Consider the following 20,823-nt stretch of genomic DNA (forward strand, 5'->3'; position numbering starts at 1 on the left):
GGCCGCGACCGCCCGGCCCGCGGCCGCGGCGACCATCGCGGCCGCGCCGCCGTCGGGCATCAGGCCGATATTGATGAAGGCCAGCAGCAGATAGGCCTCGTCGTCGGCATAGGTGAGATCGGCGGCCAGGGCCAGCGCGACCCCGATGCCCGCGGCGGCGCCCCGAATGCGGGCCACCACCGGAACCGGCGCGTCGACGATCGAGCGCACCAGCCGGTTGGCCGCGTCCATGGTCTGCTCCGCGGTGATGCCGCGGGCCTGCTCCGATTCCGCCGCCGACAGATCCGCGCCGGTGCAGAAGTCGGTTCCCGCGCCGGTCAGCAGGATCACCCGCAGCGCGGTATCGTCGGCGGCCGCCAGGAACGTATCGCCGAGCGCGACGAGGGTGTCGTAGTCGATGGCGTTCTTGCGCCTGGGGTTGGTGATCGTGACACGCAAAACCCGGCCGTCTCGGACCGCGGTGAATCCGGTGCTCATGACGTACTCCCGATACAGGACCGCACATGCTGGCACAGGTGCCAGAATGGTGGTTAACTTTGCGAATTGTGGTTAACTTAGGTTGACTGATCGGGCGCTGTCAACAAGGGCGGCTCGGGGAGAAGGAGAGGTGCATGGTCGCGGAACGCAGCGAAGCCGCGCTCGCTTCCGCGCGACGCCAACCCGCCCGGCGCCGACCCAAGGACCGCAAGGCGCAGATCGTGCGCGTGGCGGCGCGGGCGTTCAGCGAGCGGGGTTATCACCCGGTCGGCGTGGACGAGATCGCGGCCGAGGTCGGCATCTCCGGCCCAGCGCTGTATCGCCACTTCACCAACAAGTACGCCCTGCTGGTCGCCGCCGCCGAAACCGGCGCGCAGCAGCTGCTCGATACCGCCCGGGCCGCCGACGATGCCGCGCTGGATCCGGAATCCCGGCTCACCGCGCTGATCCGCGCCCTGGCCGAGCACACCATCGAGGTGCGCCGCGAGGGCGGGCTGTACCGCTGGGAGCGGCGCTATCTCGAACGCGACGACCGCGCCCGCATCAAACTGATCTACCAGGGCCTGCACGAAACCGTCGAACGGCCCATCGCCGCCCTGCGCCCGGATCTGTCCGACGACGATGTCCAGTTGCTGGCCACCGGCATGCTCGGCGTGATCGGCAGCATCACCGCACATCGCACCGCGCTGGCGACCGGCCGCCTGACCGAGCTGCTACTCGATATCAGCCGTTCGATCCTGCACACCGACCTGCCGCCCGCGCCGACCGAGCCGCCGCCGCAGTCCGCGGTGCGCGGACTGCCGCTGAGCTCCAAACGCGAACAGCTGCTCACCGAGTCGATCCGGATCTTCGGCCGCCAGGGCTATCACGAGGCCAGTATCGAGGAGATCGGCGCAGCCGTCGGTATCAACGCCTCGAGCGTGTACCGCTACTTCACCAGCAAATCCGATCTGCTGGCCGCGGCCTTCCACCGCACCGGCGAGCGGGTCGCGATCGCCAATGCCGAGGCGCTGTCGGAGGCGACCAGCCGCCCCGATGCCGCGGTGCGCATCGCCGCGCGCTTCGCCCGGCTCACCTTCGCGATGCCGGAGATCCTGCCGGTCTACTTCGCCGAATTCTCCAATCTGCCCGCCGCCGAACAGCAGAAGCTGCGCTCCATCCAGCGTCAGAACGTGCTGGAGTGGGCGCATCTGCTCGACGGCGATCCGGCCGAGGCCCGCTTCCGCGTGCACGCGGCCATCGCCCAGGTCGTCGACGCCGGACGTCGAATGCGCTTCGACGTCCGGCCGGAGAGCCTGGCCCGGGTGCGGGCCCTGATGACCGCGGTCCTGCTGGGTCCGAAGGACTGATCAGGCCCCGGACTCGGCCGCGCGGCGATATCCGCGGATGGCCGGATAGGTGAACACCACGATGAAACCGATTGTCCAGGCGAGTGTTTGCAGCAGCGGCGCCGCCACCGGCCCGTCGTAGGCCAGTCCGCGCATGGCATCGATCGCGGTGCTCATCGGCTGATACTGCACGACCTTCTGCAGCCACATGGGATAGGCGAACACCGGCACGAAGCCGGAGTTGAAGAACATCAGCAGCGTATTGATGATGCCGATGACCTGCACCAGCATCACCCCCTCGGAGAAGGTGGCCAGCGCGGTGACCAGCACCGCGAATCCGACTCCGAACAGCACCGGGATCAGGATCACGGCGATCGAGGCCAGCGGCCCGTTCCAGAACCGAAAGCCGATGCACACCCCGACCACGATCACGAACAGCGTCGTGACCAGCACGCGGACCGCCTCGGCCAGCAGCCGTCCGGTCAGGCCCGCGGCCCGGTGGATCGGCATGGTCCAGAACCGGCCCAGCAGACCGGTGTACTTCTCGCCCTTGAATCCGAGCGCGCTCACCACCGCACCCGACATCGCCGCGACCAGGGTGATCATCGGAACGGTGCCGTAGACGCTGGGCATACCGGTGGCGCGGCTGATCGAATCGCCCAGCACCACACGGAACATCAGCAGTGTCAGCGCCGGATAGAGCAGCGTCTGAATGGTGGTCGCGGGATCGCGGGCCCACACCAGCAGCAGGCGCTTGCACTGAATCAGGCTGTGCCGCATCCAGGTCGACAGCGCCCGCTCGGACTGCGGCGCGACCCGCGGCAGCGCCGCGATGGTCTCGGCCCGCTCGACAACCTCTTCCACAGTGCTCACGAACGCCTCACACTCGCCCAGATCGCCAGTGGCACGAAGCACACCGCGAGTCCACCCAGCCACACCAGCGGCACCCACAGCACGTGCCAGCTCACACCGCCCGCCGCCATATCGCGCATCGCGAAGGAGAACTGCGAGATCGGCTGATTACGCACGAACGGCCGAATCCACTGCGGGAAACCGCCTTCGGGCACGAAACCGCACGACAGCATGCCGAAGATCAGCGTCGGCAGCGTCAGCGCCTGACTCAGCGACTCCGGACTCTTGGTCAGACAGCCCAGCGCGTCGGCCCCGACCGCCAGCACCGTGCCGACCGCCAGGGAGAACGCGCAGAACAGCGCGGCCTGCCCGAATCCGGCCACGAACCGGAAGCCGATCGCATAGCCGAAGATGATCGCCGCGATCAGCGAGGTCACCGAGCGCACCAGCCCCGCGGAGATCCGCGCGGTGAGCGGGACCAAAGTGCCGATCGGCATGGTCTGCATCCGGGTGTTGAGCCCGGTCATCGATTCGAAGGCGGCGATCTGCGCATTCGACATCATCGTGAAGGCCATGGTCTGCAACACGATGATCGGCATGACGAACTGCGCGTAATCGATACCGCTGAACTTCATGACGAATTTCAGCGGCAGATAGAAGCCGAGGGTGAACACCAGCGGGGTGACGATCGCGACGATCAGCTCGCCCTTGGTGGCCATCGTCCAGACGATGCGTCCGGTCAGGGCGCGCCACTGCGCGAAACTCGACGGCCGCGCGGCGGGCATTCGGGCGAACAGCCGGGCCTGCGCGTCGAGGGTGGGTGCGCTCACTGGTGCCCGCCCGAGTGGCCGGTGATGGATAGGAACACATCGTCGAGCGAGGGCCGCCGCAGCGCGATATCGGCCAATTTCACACCCGCCGAATCCAATCGGCGCAGCGCCTCGGCGAGCGTGGCCGCACCGGCGGGGGCCGGAATGGAAACGCGGTCGGCGCCGTCGAGATCGGCCCGCACGCCGGCGGGGACCAGATCGCCCAGGGCGTAGACCGCGGTGAGCAGCTTGGTGGGATCCAACGGAACCACCTCGCAGTAACTGCCGCCGGTCTTCTCCTTGAGCTCGTCGGCGGTGCCCTCGGCGATGACGGTGCCCTTATCGATGACGATGATGTTGTCGGACAGGACGTCGGCCTCCTCGAGATACTGCGTGGTGAGCAGCACCGTGATGCCCTGTTCCTTGAGCGCGGTCACCAGATCCCACACACCCTGACGGCTGCGCGGATCCAGGCCCGTGGTCGGTTCGTCGAGGAAGACCACCTCGGGGCGGACCACCAGGCCGCAGGCGATGTCCACGCGGCGGCGCATACCGCCCGAATAGTGCCGCACCGCACGCTTACCCGCGCTGACCAGATCGAACTGTTCCAGCAGCGCGTCGGCGCGATTGCGCGCGGCCTTCTTGGTCAGGCCCATCAACCGGCCGAACAACTCCAGGTTCTCGCGGCCGGACAGATTCTCGTCCAGGGCGGCGTACTGGCCGGTCATCATGATCGAGCGCCGCACGCCCGCCGGATCCTTGGCCACATCGTGCCCGGCGACCACGGCCGTGCCCGAATCGGGGCGCAGCAGGGTCGACAGGATCTTCACCGTGGTGGTCTTTCCCGCACCGTTCGGGCCGAGAATGCCCAGCACCGAGGCGCGTTCGGCGGTGAAGCTGATGCCCTGGAGGGCGTGGACGTCGCCGAAGGATTTGCGGACCTCCGAGACCGACACGGCGGGCTCACCCGTCGCGGGGTGCGATTCTGCGTAGTCCAAACTCGGCATCAACTCTCCACTATCGGGCCGGGGCGTCGATTGGTGATCCCATCCACCGGCGCCGATGTTACTGGTCGACCGAACCGGTACCCAGTTCGCGTTCCGGATATTTGTGTCATTCCTCACAATTCGACATACCTGTCGGTCTCACCGTGAATCGATGCTGGTCCACGGCCGGACCGGGCGGTCTGTCGACCGGGACCGTTCCTTGTCCGGGCGGTGGCCCCGCCCATAGTGTGGCGGATAAGGGGAACTGACACGACTCCACTATTGCTGCGGCGGCTGTGGTTCCACCGGCTGCGCAGTACGTCAGCGAGAGGTTGACCGATGGCCGAATCCGCCGGCGGCGCGAGCGACGGGACCGAAGGCGGCAGCCTGCGTAACCACGAAGGGACCCGGGAGGGCCGCCAGTCGACACAGTCGCATATGGCGACGCATTCGCCGGGCCCGGGTCGCTCGCGGGTGCTGACCTCCTACGACCCGCGAACCGGCGAGGCCGTGGGCGATTACGCGATCATGGGCACCGGTGAGCTGACCCGTACGGTGCGGGCCGCCCGGGCGGCCGAGAAATGGTGGGCGGCAATCGGATTCGCCGGACGTCGGCGCTGGCTGCTGGATTGGAAGCGGGCCATCGCCCGCAATGCCTCCGAACTGGTGGATCTGGTCTGCGCCGAAACCGGCAAGCCCGGGGTGGACGCGGCCATCGAGGTCATGCTCGCGGTCGAGAATCTGGACTGGGCCGCCCGCAATGCCGAACAGACCCTGGGCAGAAGGCGTCTCGGCTCCACCTGGCTCACCCGCAATCAGCGGGCCTCGGTCGGCTATCTGCCGCTGGGTGTGGTCGGCGTGATCGGGCCGTGGAGCAATCCGGTGTTCACCCCGATGGGTTCGATCGCCTATGCCATGGCCGCCGGGAACGCGGTGGTGTTCAAACCCAGCGAGCTCACCCCCGGGGTCGGGATGTGGCTGGCCGAGAGCTGGAATCGGCTGGCCCCGAATCAGCCCGTGCTGCAGGTGGTCACCGGCGATCACAGCACCGAGACGGCGCTGTGCCGGGCGCGGCTGGACAAGATCTCCTATGCCGGGCCCGAGGCCGGGGCGCGCGAGGTGATCGCGCTGTGCGCGCAGACCATGACGCCGGTGGTGGTCGAGCGCGCGGGTAAGGGTTCGATGGTGGTACAGGTCGACGCCAAACTCGACGATGCGGCCGAGGCCGCGGTCTTCGGCGCGATGGCCAACGCGGGCCAGAGCGCGGCCGGGATCGCGCGGGTCTACGTCGCGGAGTCGGTCTACGAACCGTTCCTGGAACGCGTTGTGGCCCAGGCCCGGCGGCTGCGCCCGGGCGGAGATCGCCGGGCCTCCTACGGGCCGATGATCCTGGAATCACAGGTCGATGTCGTGCGCAGGCAGGTCAAGGATGCCATCGCGCGCGGCGGCCGGGCTGTGGTCGGCGGGCTGGAATCCATTCGGGAGCCCTATATCGAGCCGATCGTGCTCACCGAGGTGCCGGAGGAGAGTCTGGCCGTCACGAGCGAGGCGGTCGGTCCGGTGCTGATCGTGAACCGGGTGGCGACCATGGACGAGGCGGTCGAGCGGATCAACGCCGTCGATCACGGCCTGGCGGTCCCGGTGTTCACCCGCGATGTGACCGCGGTACCCGAACTGGCCGAGCGCATCAGAACCGGTGTGGTGACCATCAATTCGTCGATGGCCTACGCGGGCATCCCGTCGCTGCCCTTCGGCGGCGTGGGCGAATACGGTCGCGGCCATGCCCACGGCGAGGCGGGCCTGCACGAATTCAGCCGCACCCTGGCCATCGCCCAGAAGCGCTACCGCGCCCCGGTGAACCTGTCCACCTTCGATCGCCACCCGCGTCATCTGCGGCTGGCCAAGGCCATCTTCCGCTTACGCCACGGACGCATCTGACGAGCCGCTTGAACCTGACATTGGTGTCAGGGTTCAACATGGCCGTATGAGCACCGATCTCACCCTCTTCGACTACAGCCCCATCACCGAGCGCGAGCCGATCCACTGGCCCGACGGTAAACGGGTCGCCTTCTACGTCGGTCTCAATATCGAGCACTTCTACGTGGATCTGCCCGGTACCGCGACCTACGAGGGCACCACCGGTCTCACCCCCGACTCGCTCAACTACGGTTGGCGCGATTACGGGCCGCGGGTGGGCATCTGGCGGCAGATCCAGTTGCTCGACAAATACAACATCCGGGCCAGCGCGCTGCTCAATTCGGATGTGGGCGAGCGGTATCCGCAGATCATCGCGGCCGGGCAGCAGCGCGACTGGGCCTGGCTGGCACACGGCAGCAGCAACAGCCACCTGCACACCGGACTGTCCCTCGACGAGGAGCGCCTCGCCCTGCGCGAGATCGTCGAGACGATCGAGAAGTCCACCGGGCAGCGGCCGCGCGGCTGGATGGGCCCGGGGCTGACCGAAACCTTCCACACCCCGCAGCTGCTGGCCGAGCTGGGCCTGAGCTATGTGCTGGACTGGACCAACGACGATCAGCCCTATCCGCTGAATGTGCCGGGCATGCTGAGCGTTCCGTATTCGGTGGAGCTCAACGACATCGGCATCTTCGTCAGCAAGGGCCTGACCGGACCGGATTTCGTGACCATGGTCAAGGATCAGCTCGATCAGCTGCACGAGGACTCCGCCGACAGCGGGCGGGTGCTGGCCCTGGCGCTGCATCCGTTCGTCACCGGGCAGGCGTTCCGCCATCGCTATCTCGACGAGGCCCTGGGCTACATCGTGAATCACCCGAGCGTCTGGGTGACCACGAGCGACGAGATCGCCGCGCACTACCTCAGTGGCCGGTGACGGTGAGATAGATCAGCAGCAGATTGAGGCCCGTGATGATGGCCGCGATCAGCCAGGCCAGCGCATTGGTCACGCGATGGTTGACGTCGGCCCCCATCAGGGTCCGGTCGCTGGTGAAGCGCACCAGCGGAATCAACGCGAACGGAATGCCGAACGACAGCACCACCTGCGACACGATCAGCGCCCGCGTGGGATCTATTCCGGCGGCGAGGATGATCAGCGCCGGGATCAGCGTGACCAGTCGCCGGGCCAGTAGCGGAATGCTGCGGCGCAGCAGCCCCTCCATGATCATCGCCCCGGCGTAGGCGCCGACCGACGTGGAGGCCAGTCCGGAGGCCAGTAGGCCGACCGCCAGCAGCAGTGCCGCCCAGGGCCCCAAGGCATCCCGCACCGCGGCATGGGCGGATTCGATGGAGTCCACATCGTCGCGGCCGCCGAGGGTGTTGGCGGCCATCAGCAGCATGGACAGATTCACCGCGCCCGCGATCAGCATCGCCAGGCCCACGTCGTAGCGGGTGATGCGCAGCAGCCGCGCGCGCGGCGCACCGGCCTCGGCCTGTCCGTGCCGATCGCGGGTGAGGGCGGAGTGCAGATAGATGGCGTGCGGCATGACCGTCGCGCCGATCATCGCCGCGGCCAGCAATACGCTCTCGGTTCCGGAGAAGCGCGGCAGCAGCCCGCCCGCGGTCTCGCTCAGCGAGGGCGGTGAGATCACCACGCTGGCCATGAATCCGATCGCGATCACCGCCAGCATGCCGATGATGACCCGCTCGAAAGGCTTCTGCCCGCGACGATTCTGCACGGCCAGCAGCACCATCGACACCACGCCGGTAATGACGCCACCGAGGATGAGCGGCAGATGGAACAGCAGATTCAGCGCGATCGCGCCGCCGACCACCTCGGCCAGATCGGTCGCCATCGCGACCAGTTCGGCCTGGGCCCAATAGGCCAGGCGCACCGGCCGACTCGCGCGATCGCGCACCACCTCCGGCAGCGTGCGCCCGGTGACCAGACCCAGTTTCGCCGACAGGAACTGCACCAGCGCGGCCATGAGATTGGCCATCAGGATGACCCACACCAGCAGATAGCCGAACTGCGCGCCGGCGCTGATATTGGAGGCGACATTGCCCGGATCGACATACGCGATCGCCGCGACGAAGGCGGGGCCGAGCAGGACCGCGACCCCGCGCACGCGCCGCAACGAGATTCGCGAGGGTGCTACCGCGGTGCTCATGAACAGAGTTTACGGGTCGCCGAACTTTTTGTTGAGAGGTCCCTGGAAAAGTGTGATCTCTTCAATATGCCGATATGGCCCTGCCCCGGGCGCTGGGCGCCCGGGGCAGGGAAAAGAGAACGGCTGCGCGGCCGAGGGCTGCGCCAGATATGTCAGATCCCCAGGCCGTGGGCGAGCACGGGCCAGGAGTTCATGAAGTCGTCGCGCCAGTAGCCCCACGAATGGGTGCCCGCGGGACGGAAGTTGTAGGTGGCGGGGATGCCGAGGCCGTTCAGCTTGTTCTGCAGGTTGTGGCTGCAGAAGTTGGTACCGGCCTCGATGACGCCGCCGATCACGATCTGGTTGGCCAGGCCGTACGCGCCGGGCAGGGCGTACTTGTTGTCCAGGGTGTCGTACTGGCCGGGCAGGCCGGTGCCACTGGAGAGGTAGAGCTCGGTGCCGCGCAACTTCTCGGCATTGACATACGGGTCGTTCTCCACCCAGGCCGGGTTGTTGTCCTCGCCGTACATATTGCGGACATCGCCGCCGCCCCACACATTGACGGTCAGCTTCACGAATTCCCGACCGGCCGGATCACTGGTCTGCGCGCAACCGGAGTAGGCCGCGGCCGCCTTGTACAGACCGGGCTTGGCGATCGGCAGATTCAGCACGGTGGTGCCCGAGGTGGACAGGCCCGCGATGGCGTTGACGCCGTTGGTGCCCAGCGCGCCGTCGATCAGCGGCGGCAACTCCTCGGTGAAGAAGGTCTTCCACTTGTTGCGGCCCAGGACCGGATCGTCCTTCAGCCAATCGGTGTAGTAGCTCCACTTACCGCCGACGACCTGCACGACATTGACGTTCTTGTCGGCGAGGAAGCCGTTGACGATATCGGTCTTCTTCACCCACGACGCGTCATCCTCGCCGCCGCCGGCGCCGTTGAGCAGATACAGCGTCGGGCGCGCCACCGAGGCGTCGGCCGGACGCTGGACGTCGACCGGGAAGGTCTCGTCCATCGCGGCGGAGTAGACGTAGAGGCGGATATTGCGGTCGTCCTTGTAAGTCGCCTTGTTGATCTTTGATCCGTCGGGCGCCTTCGGGTCGGCCAGCAGGCTTTTCGACGCGATGATCGGGTCGGTCGCCGAGGCGTTGGTTGCGCCGACGCCGGCGACGACGCCCATGAGCACGCCCGTTGCCGCGAGCACCGCCGCAGCCCTGAGACCACTACGCCGGAAGTGTCGACGAATCAATGTTCACACCTTCGCTATCCGCTCGTTTACTCTGCCGGTCGGTGTCTCGCCCGACCTTACGGTTTGTCTAGTCGTCCGACCAGTCGATCTTGTTACGTGCCGTCCGCGTACCCGGCGCCCGCCCCATCATGCCATCGCCGCCGTTCTTGTCGGCGTCGGCCAGCAGGTGTGCCAGCAACGGGCCGAGGTCGGCCAGCGCTTGCGCCGATGTCATCTGATCGTGTGTCGCGTCGATCGGATGGTCGGCGATCTCGCCATCGACGAAGTCGGACCAATTCAGCGCCGCGGCGTCGTGACCCAGAGCACTGAAGTAGTCCAGCCGACCCCGGTACACCCCCGGCGCATGTTCGGCGATCAGTTCGGCCGAGCGCACCGCGCTGCGGTAGATGCGCCGCACCCGCTCGGGGGTCAGCACGGCCATATCCGCCGGAACGGTGGCGTGCAGCGCGGCCACCGCCTCCTCGCTCAGCTCGTGGATATCACCATCGCCGACCAGCGCCTCCGCGCCGATCCCGATCTCCGCCAGGGCCTCCCGGATCGCGGTCCGGAAATCGCTCACATCGATATCGGGATGACTGTCGAGCATGACCAGCAGCGCGATCCGCTCGCCGCGCGCCTGCAGTTCGGCGGCCACCGCGTGGGCCAGTACGCCGCCGAGCGACCAGCCGAGCAGTCGATACGGCCCGTGCGGCTGCACCGCGCGGATCTCGGCGACGTAGCGCGCGGCCATCTCGGTCAGCGATCCGGGTAGATAGCCGTCCTCCGACAGCGCCGGGGACTGCAGGCCGAGGATCGGCCGATCCTCCACATAGCGGGCCAATCCGGAATAGCACCAGGACAACCCATACATCGGATGGATGCAGAACAGCGGATCGCCCGGCCCGTCGGTGCGGATCGGCAGCAGCACCGACAGCGCTGCATCGGAGTCCTGATCGAACTCGTGCTCATCGGCCAGCGCCGCGAGGACGCGGGCGGCCAGCGCGGAAACCGTTGCGCCGGTGAAGAACCACTGCACCCGCACTCCGGCCCCGGTGACCGCGCGCAATCGGCTGACCGCACGGGTCGCGATCAGCGAGTTACCGCCCAGCTCGAAGAAGTCGTCGTCGACCCCGACCCGCTCGACCCCGAGCACCTCGGCGAAGACATCGGCGATGGTCTGCTCGAGCGGCGTCGCCGGGGCCCGATAGGCCCGCCCGGTCAGGCGCGGCGCGGGCAGCGCCCGGCGGTCGAGTTTGCCGCTGGCATTGAGCGGCAGCTCTGCCAGCAGCACCACCGCGGCGGGAACCATATAGCCCGGCAGCGACTCCCGCGCATACGCGAGGACGGCCGCCTCGTCGATCTCGGAACCGGACTCCGGCACCAGATAGGCGACCAGACGATCGCCGGTATCGCCCGACGCCACCGATACCACCGCGTGCCGCACCGCCTCGTGCCCGCCGAGTACCGCCTCGATCTCCCCCAGCTCGACGCGCTGCCCACGCAACTTCACCTGAAAATCGCTGCGGCCCAGATATTCCAGCGCGCCCTCGCGCCAGCGCACGACATCGCCGGTGCGATACAGCCGCTCGCCGTGACCGGTCGCGACGAACCTTTCGGCGGTGAGCGCCGGGGCCCCGAGATATCCGCGCGCCAATTGCACACCCGCGACATACAGTTCGCCCGGCGCGCCCAGCGGCACCGGCCGCAGCTGCCGATCCAGTACGTGCACCCGGGTATTGGCCACCGGCACGCCGATCGGCACCGCACCCGAATACGCCTGCCGGATCGGGTGATACGTGACGACCGTGGCCTCTGCCGGTCCGTACCAGTTCACCAGTTCGGCATGCTCGAACGCCGCGGCGAAGGCGGCGGCGGTATCCCCGGTCAGCGCCTCACCGGCGGCGAACACCCGCCGCAGCGACGAAAGACCCCGGGCCACAGCGGGGTTGGCGGTCGGATCCAGGAAGGCGTCCAACATCGAGGGCACGAAATGCGCCGTGCCGACGGAATACCGCTCGATAACCTCGGCCAGATAGGCCGGGTCGCGATGGCCGTCCGGTTCGGCGATCACCACGGCCGCGCCGGTCTGCAAGGGCCAGAACAGCTCCCAGGTGGAGATGTCGAAGGTGATCGGGGTCTTGTGCAGCACCACGTCACCGGCGCCGTGCGGATGGGTCAGCTGCGCCCAGCGGAACTGGTTGACCATCTGCCGATGGGTGATGGCCACACCCTTCGGACGGCCGGTGGAGCCGGAGGTATGCATCACATAGGCGATCGCGTCGGGATGGGTATCCACTCGCGCCATATCGGATTTCGACAGATCGAGGGCGTCGACCTCGACCACCTCGATACCCGCGGCGGTGGTGAAGCCGTCGCGCGCGGCGCTCAGCACGCACACCGGATCGGTATTGGCGAGTACGAACTCGTTGCGGTCGGCCGGATGATCCGGATCGACCGGTACATAGCCGCCGCCCGCGCGCAGCACCGCGTACACCGCCACGATCAGCTCGATCGAACGCCGCATGGCCACGGCCACCAGCGTTTCCGGCCCGACGCCGCGATCGATCAGTTGTGCGGCGAGCGCGCGGGAGCGCTCGTCGAGTTCGCGATAGCTCAGCGTGACGTCGCCGAAGTGCACCGCGGGCGCCTGCGGGGTCCGGGCCACCTGGGCGTCGAACAGCGTCAGCAGGGTGGCGTCGTCGAGCAGTTCGAGCACCGCGGTGGCATTGCGGGCGGCCAGTTCGGCGCGCTCACCGTCCAGCAGCGCGTCCACCTCGGCCACGCGGGCCTGCGGGGTGGCGACGAAGCGGCCGATGATGACCGAAAGCCGTTGCGCCAGCGCCTGTGCGGCCGGCTCGCCGAAGACGTCGCGCAGATACTTCAGCGAGACCCGCAGCTGGTTGTCCAGCACCACCATCACCGTCACCGGGTAATGCGTGCCGTTGACCGCGCCGACTCCGGCGATATGCATACCGTCGACGGCCCCGGCCCGATCCAGGCCCTCCCGATCGACCGGGAAGGATTCGAACACCACCAGCGAATCGAAAAGCCCTTCCACGCCGACGGTTTCCTGAATATCGCTCAGGCCCAGGTAGTGGTGGTCGAGCAGTTCGGCCTGTTCGGCCTGCAGCTGACGCAGCAGTCCGGCCAGGGTGTCGTCGGGGCGCAGGCGAACTCGCACCGGAATGGCGTTGAGGAACAGGCCCACCATCGTCTCGACCCCGGACAGCTGCGGCGGGCGGCCGGAGACGGTCGCGCCGAACACCACATCGTCGCGATCGGTGATGCGCCCGAGCACCAGACCCCACGCCGCCTGCACGACCGTATTCACGGTGACGCCCAGGCGCGCGGCCAACCGGGTCAGCGCGGTGGTATCTGCCACCGACAGCTCGAAGCCGACTTCGCCAACGCCCGAGGCGATCTCGCGTCCCGGATCGACCGGCGCGAGCGGTGTCGGCTCGGTGATCCCGTCCAGGGCACGCTGCCAGGCGACGCGGGCGGCGCGGGGATCCTGGGCGACGAGCCAGGCCAGATATTCGCCGTAGGAGTGCACCGCGGGCAGTTGCCGCGAGCGCGGGCCGAGTACGTACAGGGTCAGCAGATCCTGCATGAGCAGCGGCATCGACCAGCCGTCGATGAGGATGTGATGGCTGGTCACCAGCAGTCGATGGGCGGCGGGCGCGGTGCGGATCAGCGCGAAGCGCAGCAGCGGCGCGGTGCGCATATCGAAGCGGTCGGCGTAGTCGGCGGCCTCGTAGCGCGCCGCCTCGGCCGCGGCCTCGGCCGGATCGAGATGGGTGAGATCGACCGTGCGCCAGGGCGTCTCGACCGGATCGAGCACCAGCTGCACCGGATTGCCCTCGGCGTCCTCGGCGAAGGCGACCCGCAGATTGTCGTGCCGATCCAATACGGCCCGGGCGGCCTCGCGCAACCGGCGCTCATCGACCGTGCCGTTCAGATCAATGCTGAACTGCGTGGTGTAGACGTCGACCGAGGCGTCGGCGAGCAGTGCGTGGAACAGCATGCCCGACTGCAGCGGCGTCACCGGCCAGATATCGATCAGTGCCGGATAGGTCCCGTGCAACCGATCGACATCGGCCTGCGACAGCCGCACCAGATCGAAGTCCGACGGGGTGAAACCGCCCGCGTCGGAACGGGTTCCGTGTTCGGCCAGCCCGCCCAGCGCTCGCACCCAGTGCCCGGCGAACTCCTTCACCTGTTCGACGTCGAGAACCGCCGCCGCGTAATCGAACCGGGCCAGCAGCCCGTCCTCGGTGGCGTCCACGGTGAGGTCGAGGACCAGATCGGGGGCCGGGGTGTCGGGATAGGCATGCGCGGGCCGCAGATCGCGATAGCGCAGGGCCGTGCGGCCGTGCGCGAGCGCGGCCAGGGCCTCGCCGGTCTCCGGATTCAGATAGCGCAGCAGGCCATAGCCGATGCCGTGATCGGGCACCGACCGGCGCAGCTCCTTGACCTGCGCCAGCGCCCGGCCCGCGGCCGGACCGCCGAGCAGCGCCTCCTCGACATCGACCTCGTCCAAGCCGAGCACCAGCGGGAAGGCGACGGTGAAACCGCCTACCACGCCATCGGATTCGGCGCCGATCACCGCGCGGCCGTCGGCGGCCAACTGCACCACCGGGCCCAGCAGCTCCGCCGCGCCGCCGTGCAGCGGCGGCCGCAAGGCCAGCGCCAGGGCCGTGGTGAGCACATCCTCGACGCTCGCGTGATAGGCGCGGGCGACCGAGCCGACGGCGGACGCGCCCTCGGCGGTGATCACCAGCGAGACCCGCCCGCGCGCGGTCAGGTCGAGGCCATCGATCGGCGTCTCGGCGGGCACCTCGGCGAGAGTGCGCTGCCACCAGGCCAATTCGTCGACGGTGCGCTGTTCTCCCGCCCGCTCGGCCAGGGCCCGGGTCACCCCCGCGGGCCCGGTATCGATCGCGGCCGCGGCGGCGTGGCCGCCGGACCAGGCCGCCGACAGCTCATCCACGATCACGCGCCACGAAACGTCGTCCACGACGATGCCATTGGCCACCACGACCAGGGTGCCCGACTGTCGCGCGGCCTCCTCGGGATCGGTGGGTGCGATGAGCCCGAAACCGATATTGCGTCCGGCGAAGGGATCCAGTTCGGCGGTCAGCGCGCGCAGTGCGATCTCGGCGGTATCGGGCGCGGGAACGAACTGCCGCAGCAGCGCCTCGGCGGATTCCTCCGGAAGTACCAGGCGCAGTTCGGCATCCGCGCTGTCCGCGGTGGTGGGTGTGTCGAGCCAGCCGACCGGGCCGGATTCGGATGCGCTCGGCGGCCGCGACGGGATCGGCAGGAAGCGGGTCTCGTGTTCGACCACGGCGACCGGCAGGATCTGCGTCTTGGCCTCGGCCCATTCGGTCTCGAACAGCTCCTCCCCGTCGCCGTCGGCCACGGGCAGGAACCGCGTCTGCGCCTCCGGGGAGGGCTCGGGCTTCCAGGGCCGCGCTGCGGGCGGATTCGCCGCAACCGATTCCAACCGCGCCGACAACATGGGATGGCGATCCTGTACCGCCTGCACGGCCGCGCGCACCCGCTCGGGCGCGCAATCGCTCGGAATGTCCAGTGCGATGGCGCGATTGTCGCGGGCGGGCGGATCCAGTCGCAGCAGCCGCGCCGCCATCGGCGGCAGCGGCAGCGGGCCGGACTCGGGATCCGGTTCCGGCGCGGCCGATTCGACCGTCGCCCGGCGGGCAAGACCCTCAACCGTGCGGCCCTCGAATACATCGCGCGGCGTGAAGTGCACGCCGCGGGCGCGGGCCCGGGAGACCACCTGGATGGATACGATGCTGTCGCCGCCCAGGGCGAAGAAGTCGTCGTCGAGTCCGGCCTGTTCGAGACCGAGGACCTCGCCGATCACCTCGGCCACAACCTGTTCGGCGGCCGACCGCGGGGCCCGGTACGCCTTGGTCTCGAGTACCGGTTCGGGCAGCGCCCGACGGTCGAGCTTGCCGACCGGGGTGAGCGGGATCCGATCCAGCAGCACGATGGCCGTCGGCACCATGTACTCCGGCAGCGTGCGGCCCAATTGTTCGGCCAGTGCGGCCGTATCGGGCGCGGCGCCCGGCGCGGGGCGCACATAGGACACGAGAATGGTTGTGCCCGTCTCGGTTTCCCGGCCCAGGGTGACCGCGAAGTCGACGTCCGGCAGTGCGGTCAGCGCGCTGTCGATCTCGCCGAGTTCGATGCGGAACCCACGCACCTTCACCTGGAAGTCGTTGCGGCCCACATATTCCAGCACCGGCTCACCGCGCCGCCAGCGCACCACGTCACCGGTCCGGTAGAGGCGGCCACCCGCTTCTTTCTGTACCCCGAAGGGGTCGGCAACGAACCGGGCCGCGGTCAGTTCGGGCCGATCGTGATAGCCGCGCGCCAACTGCACACCGCCCAGATACAGCTCACCGGCCACCCCCTCGGGCACCGGCCGCAGCCGCGCGTCCAGGACCAGCGCCCGCATACCGCGAATGGGTCCGCCGATGTTGACCCGATCCCCGACCGCGAGTCGATCGCTGATATTGGTCATGATCGTGGTCTCGGTCGGCCCGTAGCCGTTGTGGAAGGCGCGGCCTGGGAGCCCGGCCCACTTGTCCACCAGATCGGCCGGAACCGCCTCGCCGCCGGCGACGATTACCCGCATATCGGCGAGCGCGTCCGAATCCAGCGAGGCCAGCACCGACGGTGTCAGGAAGGCATGGGTGGCCCGCTCGCGAGTGATCAGCTCCGCCAGTTCCGCGCCGCCGAAGGTGCGCGGCGGCACCAGCACCAGCGCGCCCGCGCCGCCGATGGCGAGCAGCAGCTCGAGCACCGAGGCGTCGAACGACGGCGAGGCGAAGGCCAGGGCGCGCGAATTGTGGTCGAGCCCATAGCGTTCCACCTGCTCGGCGCTGAAATTGGCCAGACCGGCATGGGTCACGACGACGCCCTTGGGCAGTCCGGTGGAGCCGGAGGTGTAGATGACGTACGCGGCATTGTCGGGCCGCAGATCGACCGGGCGCTCGGCGTCGGTGATCGGATCACCCGACAGCGCGTCCACCTCGTAGGCGAACTCCGGGGTGTCGAGTACGACCCAGCCGCCGCTCACCTCGGGCAGATCGCCGACCACCGACCGCAACGTCACGCCGAGCGAGGCCCGCGAGTCGGTGACCATATGCGCGATGCGATCGGCCGGATAGGTCGGATCGACCGGTACGAACGCGGCCCCGGATTTACTGACCGACCACAACGCCACGACCGCCTCGATCGAGCGCGGAATCGCCACGGCCACCAGGACATCGGGTCCGGCGCCGAGTTCGATGAGCCGCCGCGCGAGCTTGGAGGAGGCGAGGTCGAGTTGGGTGTAGGTGTAGCTGCGGCCGCGATAGACCACGGCCGGGCCGTCCGGATTGGCGTCGACCGCGGCGGCCATCAACTCCGGCAGGGTGCACGGCGGCACGGCGGGCGCGCCGACGCGGTGCACCAGATCGGCGTGCTCGGATTCGTCGAGCAGTCGCAGATCTCCGGCGGCGGTCTCCGGGGCGGCGGCGACCGCGGCCAGCACGCGCCGGAACCGGCGGCCGAACTCCGCCACGGTGTGCTCATCGAAAAGATCGCGCGCATAGGTGAATTCGGCGGCCAGTCCGGCCTCGGATCCGTCAACGGCCCGCTGCTCGCGCACGGTGAGCAGCAGATCGAATTTGGCGGTTCCGGCGGCCGGATCCAACGCGGTGAAGTTGAGTCCCGGTAGTTCGAAGCTGGTGGCGGCCAGATTCTCGAATGACAGCGCGACCTGGAACAGCGGATGCCGGGCGGCCGAGCGCGGCGGATCCAGCGCCTCGACCAGCCGCTCGAACGGGATATCGGCGTGGGCGAAGGCGCGCAGATCGGTTTCGCGGTTCGCGGCGAGCAGTTCGGTGAACGACAGGTCCGGGGTGACCCGGGTCCGCAGCACCAGCGTATTGACGAACATGCCGATCAGATCGTCCAATTCGGCCTCGCCGCGCCCCGCGATCGGGGTGCCGACGGCGATGTCCTCGGTGCCCGACAACCGGGCCAGGAAGACCGCCAGCGCGGTGTGCACCACCATGAACAGCGTCGCATTGTGCGCGCGGGCGAGTTCGGCCAGCGCGCGGTGTACCTCGGCGTCGACCACGAAGTCGGATTTGCCGCCCGCGAAACTCTGCGCGGCCGGGCGGGGCCGGTCGGCGGGCAGCGTGAGCTCGTCGGGCAGATCGGCGAGTTCGGTTGTCCAGTAGGACAATTGCGCGCCCGCGAGCGATTCCGGATCGCTCTCGTCACCGAGCACCGCCCGCTGCCACAGCGCGTAGTCCGCGTACTGGATGGCCAGTGGCGACCACGCCGGGGCGTCGCCGTCGCCGCGGGCGACGTAGGCCACCATCAGATCTCGCGTCAGCGGGCCCATGGACCAGCCGTCGGCGGCGATGTGATGGGCGACGAAGACCAGCACGTATTCGGTCGCGGCCAGCTGGAACAGGCGGATCCGGAACGGGATCTCGGCGGTGACGTCGAAGCCCGCGCCGACCAGCCGCGCGACCTCGTGGGCGACGCGTTCCTCACCGATCGAGATCGGATCGAGTTCGAGCGGAACCTCGGCCGGGGACAGGATGCGCTGCACCGCGACCCCACCCACCTGCGGGTAGATCGTGCGCAGGATCTCATGGCGCGCAACGAGATCCGCGACCGCCTCGCGCAGCGCGTGCACCTCGAGCGCACCGGACAGCCGGATGGCGACGGGGATGTTGTACACCGCGGCCGACGGATCGAACTGGTTGAGGAACCACATCCGCTGCTGCGCGAACGACAGGGGCAGGGTCTCCGGGCGCGGCCCGGCGGTGAGCGGGGTGCGGGTGGTCTCCCCCGTACCGCGTTCGACCTTCACCGCGAGTGTGGCGACCGTCGGCGCCTCGAACAGCGCGCGCACGGGCACCCGGGTGTCCAGCGCCGCACCGATTCTCGCGGCCACCTGCGTCGCCAGCAACGAATTACCGCCGAGCGCGAAGAAATCGTCATCCGCGCCCACCCGATCCACACCGAGCACATCGGCATACACCGACGCCACGACCTCTTCGATCGGCGTCGACGGCGCACGGAACACCGTCGCCTCGAACTCCGGCTCCGGCAACGCCTTTCGATCCAACTTGCCGTTACTGTTCAGCGGCAACGCCTCGAGCGTCACGAACGCCGCGGGCAGCATATAGGAGGGCAGCGCCGCCGCCAGAGCCGACTTCACTTGCGCCACATCGAGTTCCGCATCGGCGGGAGCGACGGGCCCGGAGGCGGGCACCAGAAAGGCGACCAGGCGATCGCCGGTGCGCTGATCGGATTTGGCCAGTACGACCGCCTGCGCGATCTGCGGCAGCGTCAACAGCGCGGCCTCGATCTCGCCGAGTTCGATGCGGAAGCCGCGGATCTTCACCTGGAAGTCGGTGCGGCCCAGGTATTCCAGTTCACCGTCGGCGTTCCAGGCGGCCAGGTCGCCGGTGCGGTACATGCGGGAGCCGATACCAGCGGTTCCCGCCATATCCCCGAAGGGGTCGGCGACGAATCGGTCCGCGGTCAGATCGGGTCGGGCGAAGTAGCCGCGGGCCAGCTGATCCCCCGCGACGTACAGCTCACCCGGTACACCGTCGGGCACCGGCCGCAGCCGCGAATCGAGTACGTAGACCCGGCTGTTCCACTCCGGAGCGCCGATCGGGACCGACGGCCGAACGACCTCGGTGACCCGATGACCGGTGACCGACACCGCCGTCTCGGTCGGACCGTACAGGTTGTACAGCGCCACATCGGGGTGGGCCGCGCGGAAACGCCGGGCCAGTGCGGCCGGAAGCGCCTCGCCGATGGCCAGGACCCGCCGCAGCGCCGAGACGCCGGAATCCACGGCCAGCAACGCGTCGAGCATCGAGGGGACCACATGCAGCGTGGTCACCCGCTCGCGGGCCATGAGTTGCTGCAGATACACCGGATCGCGATGTCCGTCGGCGGTGGCGATCACCAACCGCCCGCCACAGACGGCCGCGGACCAGAACTCCCAGACCGACAGATCGAAGGTCGCCGCGGTCTTCAGAATTACGGAATCGGCGGGCCCCAAACCGAATTCGGCCGTCTTCCAGAGCATCTGGTTGACCACGGCCGCATGCGACACCGCCACGCCCTTGGGCCGACCGGTGGAACCGGAGGTGAAGATGACGTAGGCGGTATTCGAAGCCCGCAGTGGCACACGGCGTTCCGCGTCGACCACGGTATCGGTCGAATGATGCGACAGGTCCGCCTCGTCGAGCCTGACCAGCGGAACCGTGACATCGGTGAAGATTCCGGTGATCCGCCGTGCCGAGGCCCGAGCCCGCGCCGGTTCGGTGCGCGCGGGGATGGAATGGCGACGACCGCGCCAATCCAGCGTGTGCCCGCGATCCTCGGCCGATGCGGCCGGCTGGATCGCCTCGTCCTCGTCCCGCTCGTCGAAATCGCGCGTGGTGGCGGCGAGTTCGGCGGTGGTGAGCACACAGACCGGATCGGCGGCGTCGATGATGTAGCGGATGCGCTCGACCGGCTGATCCGGATCGATCGGCACATAGGCGCCACCGGCCTTGGCGACGGCGTACATCGCCACCACCAGATCCGCCGATCGCCGCAGCGCCAGGGCCACTCGCGCCTCCGGGCCGACGCCCAGTGCGATCAGATGCCGGGCAAGGCGATTCACGCGCTCGTCGAGCTCGCCGTAGCTCAGCTCGATGCGCCCGGATTCGCTGTCGGGCAGATCCGCCACCAGGGCCACGGCCCGGGGGTCGGCCGCCACCGAGCGGTCGAGCAGCGTCACCAGGGTGGCATCGGCGTCGATCGGATGCGCGGTGTCGTTGCGCGATACCAGCGCCCGTTCGCGCTCGGCCGGGGTGAGCAGGTCCAGATCGCCGACCGGCGTGGCCGCGTCGGCGACCACCGCGGCGAGCAGTCGGGTCAGCCGGTCGGCGAATCCCGCGACGGTCGCGGCGTCGAACAGATCGGTGGCATAGGTGAGGAAGCCGCCGATTCCGGTCGCCGCGCCGTCCTCGTCGTAGCCGTCGGCG

At 68.7% G+C, this 20,823-nt stretch carries 10 protein-coding genes; 3 read left to right on the forward strand and 7 right to left on the reverse strand.

All coding sequences use genetic code 11. From position 1 onward, the window contains the following. On the reverse strand, positions 1–477 hold a 477-nt coding region (locus tag NP4_RS38870), incomplete at its 3' end, for an enoyl-CoA hydratase-related protein (protein ID WP_174556223.1). Positions 478–611: 134 nt separating this feature from the next. On the opposite strand from NP4_RS38870, the gene NP4_RS38875 reads away from it, so the two are divergent. Beyond that, complete coding sequence (locus tag NP4_RS38875) at positions 612–1,826, forward strand: TetR/AcrR family transcriptional regulator (RefSeq protein ID WP_068009534.1); 1,215 nt, start codon at positions 612–614, stop codon at positions 1,824–1,826. Here the strand turns inward: NP4_RS38875 and NP4_RS38880 are convergent, their stop codons facing one another. Genes NP4_RS38880 through NP4_RS38890 form a run of 3 tightly spaced genes read right to left on the reverse strand, consistent with a single transcriptional unit; the run spans position 1,827 to position 4,473 of the window. Beyond that, complete coding sequence (locus NP4_RS38880) at positions 1,827–2,639, reverse strand: ABC transporter permease (protein WP_245998316.1); 813 nt, start codon at positions 2,637–2,639, stop codon at positions 1,827–1,829. Positions 2,640–2,674: 35 nt separating this feature from the next. Continuing rightward, entirely contained in the window at positions 2,675–3,442 is a 768-nt protein-coding gene (locus NP4_RS38885; RefSeq protein WP_068009596.1) for an ABC transporter permease, read from the reverse strand. 41 nt (positions 3,443–3,483) lie between these two features. After that, positions 3,484–4,473 carry a daunorubicin/doxorubicin resistance ABC transporter ATP-binding protein DrrA gene (locus NP4_RS38890; protein WP_068009541.1) on the reverse strand — a complete coding sequence of 330 codons (990 nt, stop codon included), beginning with the start codon at positions 4,471–4,473 and terminating at the stop codon, positions 3,484–3,486. A 417-nt stretch (positions 4,474–4,890) separates the two neighbouring features. Here NP4_RS38890 and NP4_RS38895 point away from each other — a divergent pair, with 417 nt between their 5' ends. Both NP4_RS38895 and NP4_RS38900 read left to right on the forward strand, forming a co-directional pair. Then, positions 4,891–6,390, forward strand: a complete 1,500-nt coding sequence (locus tag NP4_RS38895) for an aldehyde dehydrogenase family protein (RefSeq protein ID WP_068009607.1) — start codon at positions 4,891–4,893, stop codon at positions 6,388–6,390. Positions 6,391–6,436: 46 nt separating this feature from the next. Then, on the forward strand, positions 6,437–7,300 hold the full coding sequence (locus NP4_RS38900; RefSeq protein ID WP_068009560.1) for a polysaccharide deacetylase family protein: 864 nt from the start codon (positions 6,437–6,439) through the stop codon (positions 7,298–7,300). Here the strand turns inward: NP4_RS38900 and NP4_RS38905 are convergent. From NP4_RS38905 to NP4_RS38915, 3 genes are all read right to left on the reverse strand, one after another. Beyond that, a complete protein-coding gene (locus NP4_RS38905) occupies positions 7,287–8,534 on the reverse strand; it encodes an Nramp family divalent metal transporter (RefSeq protein WP_068009575.1) in 1,248 nt (415 codons plus the stop codon). The two genes, NP4_RS38900 and NP4_RS38905, sit on opposite strands and share 14 nt — an antisense overlap. Positions 8,535–8,686: 152 nt before the next feature. After that, entirely contained in the window at positions 8,687–9,691 is a 1,005-nt protein-coding gene (locus NP4_RS38910) for an alpha/beta hydrolase (protein ID WP_174556225.1), read from the reverse strand. A gap of 136 nt (positions 9,692–9,827) precedes the next feature. Beyond that, positions 9,828–20,823: non-ribosomal peptide synthetase (locus NP4_RS38915; protein WP_156524978.1), on the reverse strand; the 10,996-nt coding region annotated here is incomplete at its 5' end.

The sequence above is a fragment of the Nocardia pseudobrasiliensis NBRC 108224 genome, assembly GCF_001613105.1.
Lineage (GTDB): Bacteria > Actinomycetota > Actinomycetes > Mycobacteriales > Mycobacteriaceae > Nocardia > Nocardia pseudobrasiliensis.

What these genes read in the sequence shown, in the direction of transcription:
- NP4_RS38890 (WP_068009541.1), bottom strand. Translation starts at nt 4,473, where the DNA reads ATGCCGAGTTTGGACTACGCAGAATCGCACCCCGCGACGGGTGAGCCC.
- NP4_RS38900 (WP_068009560.1), top strand. Translation starts at nt 6,437, where the DNA reads ATGAGCACCGATCTCACCCTCTTCGACTACAGCCCCATCACCGAGCGC.
- NP4_RS38905 (WP_068009575.1), bottom strand. Translation starts at nt 8,534, where the DNA reads ATGAGCACCGCGGTAGCACCCTCGCGAATCTCGTTGCGGCGCGTGCGC.
- NP4_RS38875 (WP_068009534.1), top strand. Translation starts at nt 612, where the DNA reads ATGGTCGCGGAACGCAGCGAAGCCGCGCTCGCTTCCGCGCGACGCCAA.
- NP4_RS38910 (WP_174556225.1), bottom strand. Translation starts at nt 9,691, where the DNA reads ATGGGCGTCGTCGCCGGCGTCGGCGCAACCAACGCCTCGGCGACCGAC.
- NP4_RS38895 (WP_068009607.1), top strand. Translation starts at nt 4,891, where the DNA reads ATGGCGACGCATTCGCCGGGCCCGGGTCGCTCGCGGGTGCTGACCTCC.
- NP4_RS38885 (WP_068009596.1), bottom strand. Translation starts at nt 3,442, where the DNA reads ATGCCCGCCGCGCGGCCGTCGAGTTTCGCGCAGTGGCGCGCCCTGACC.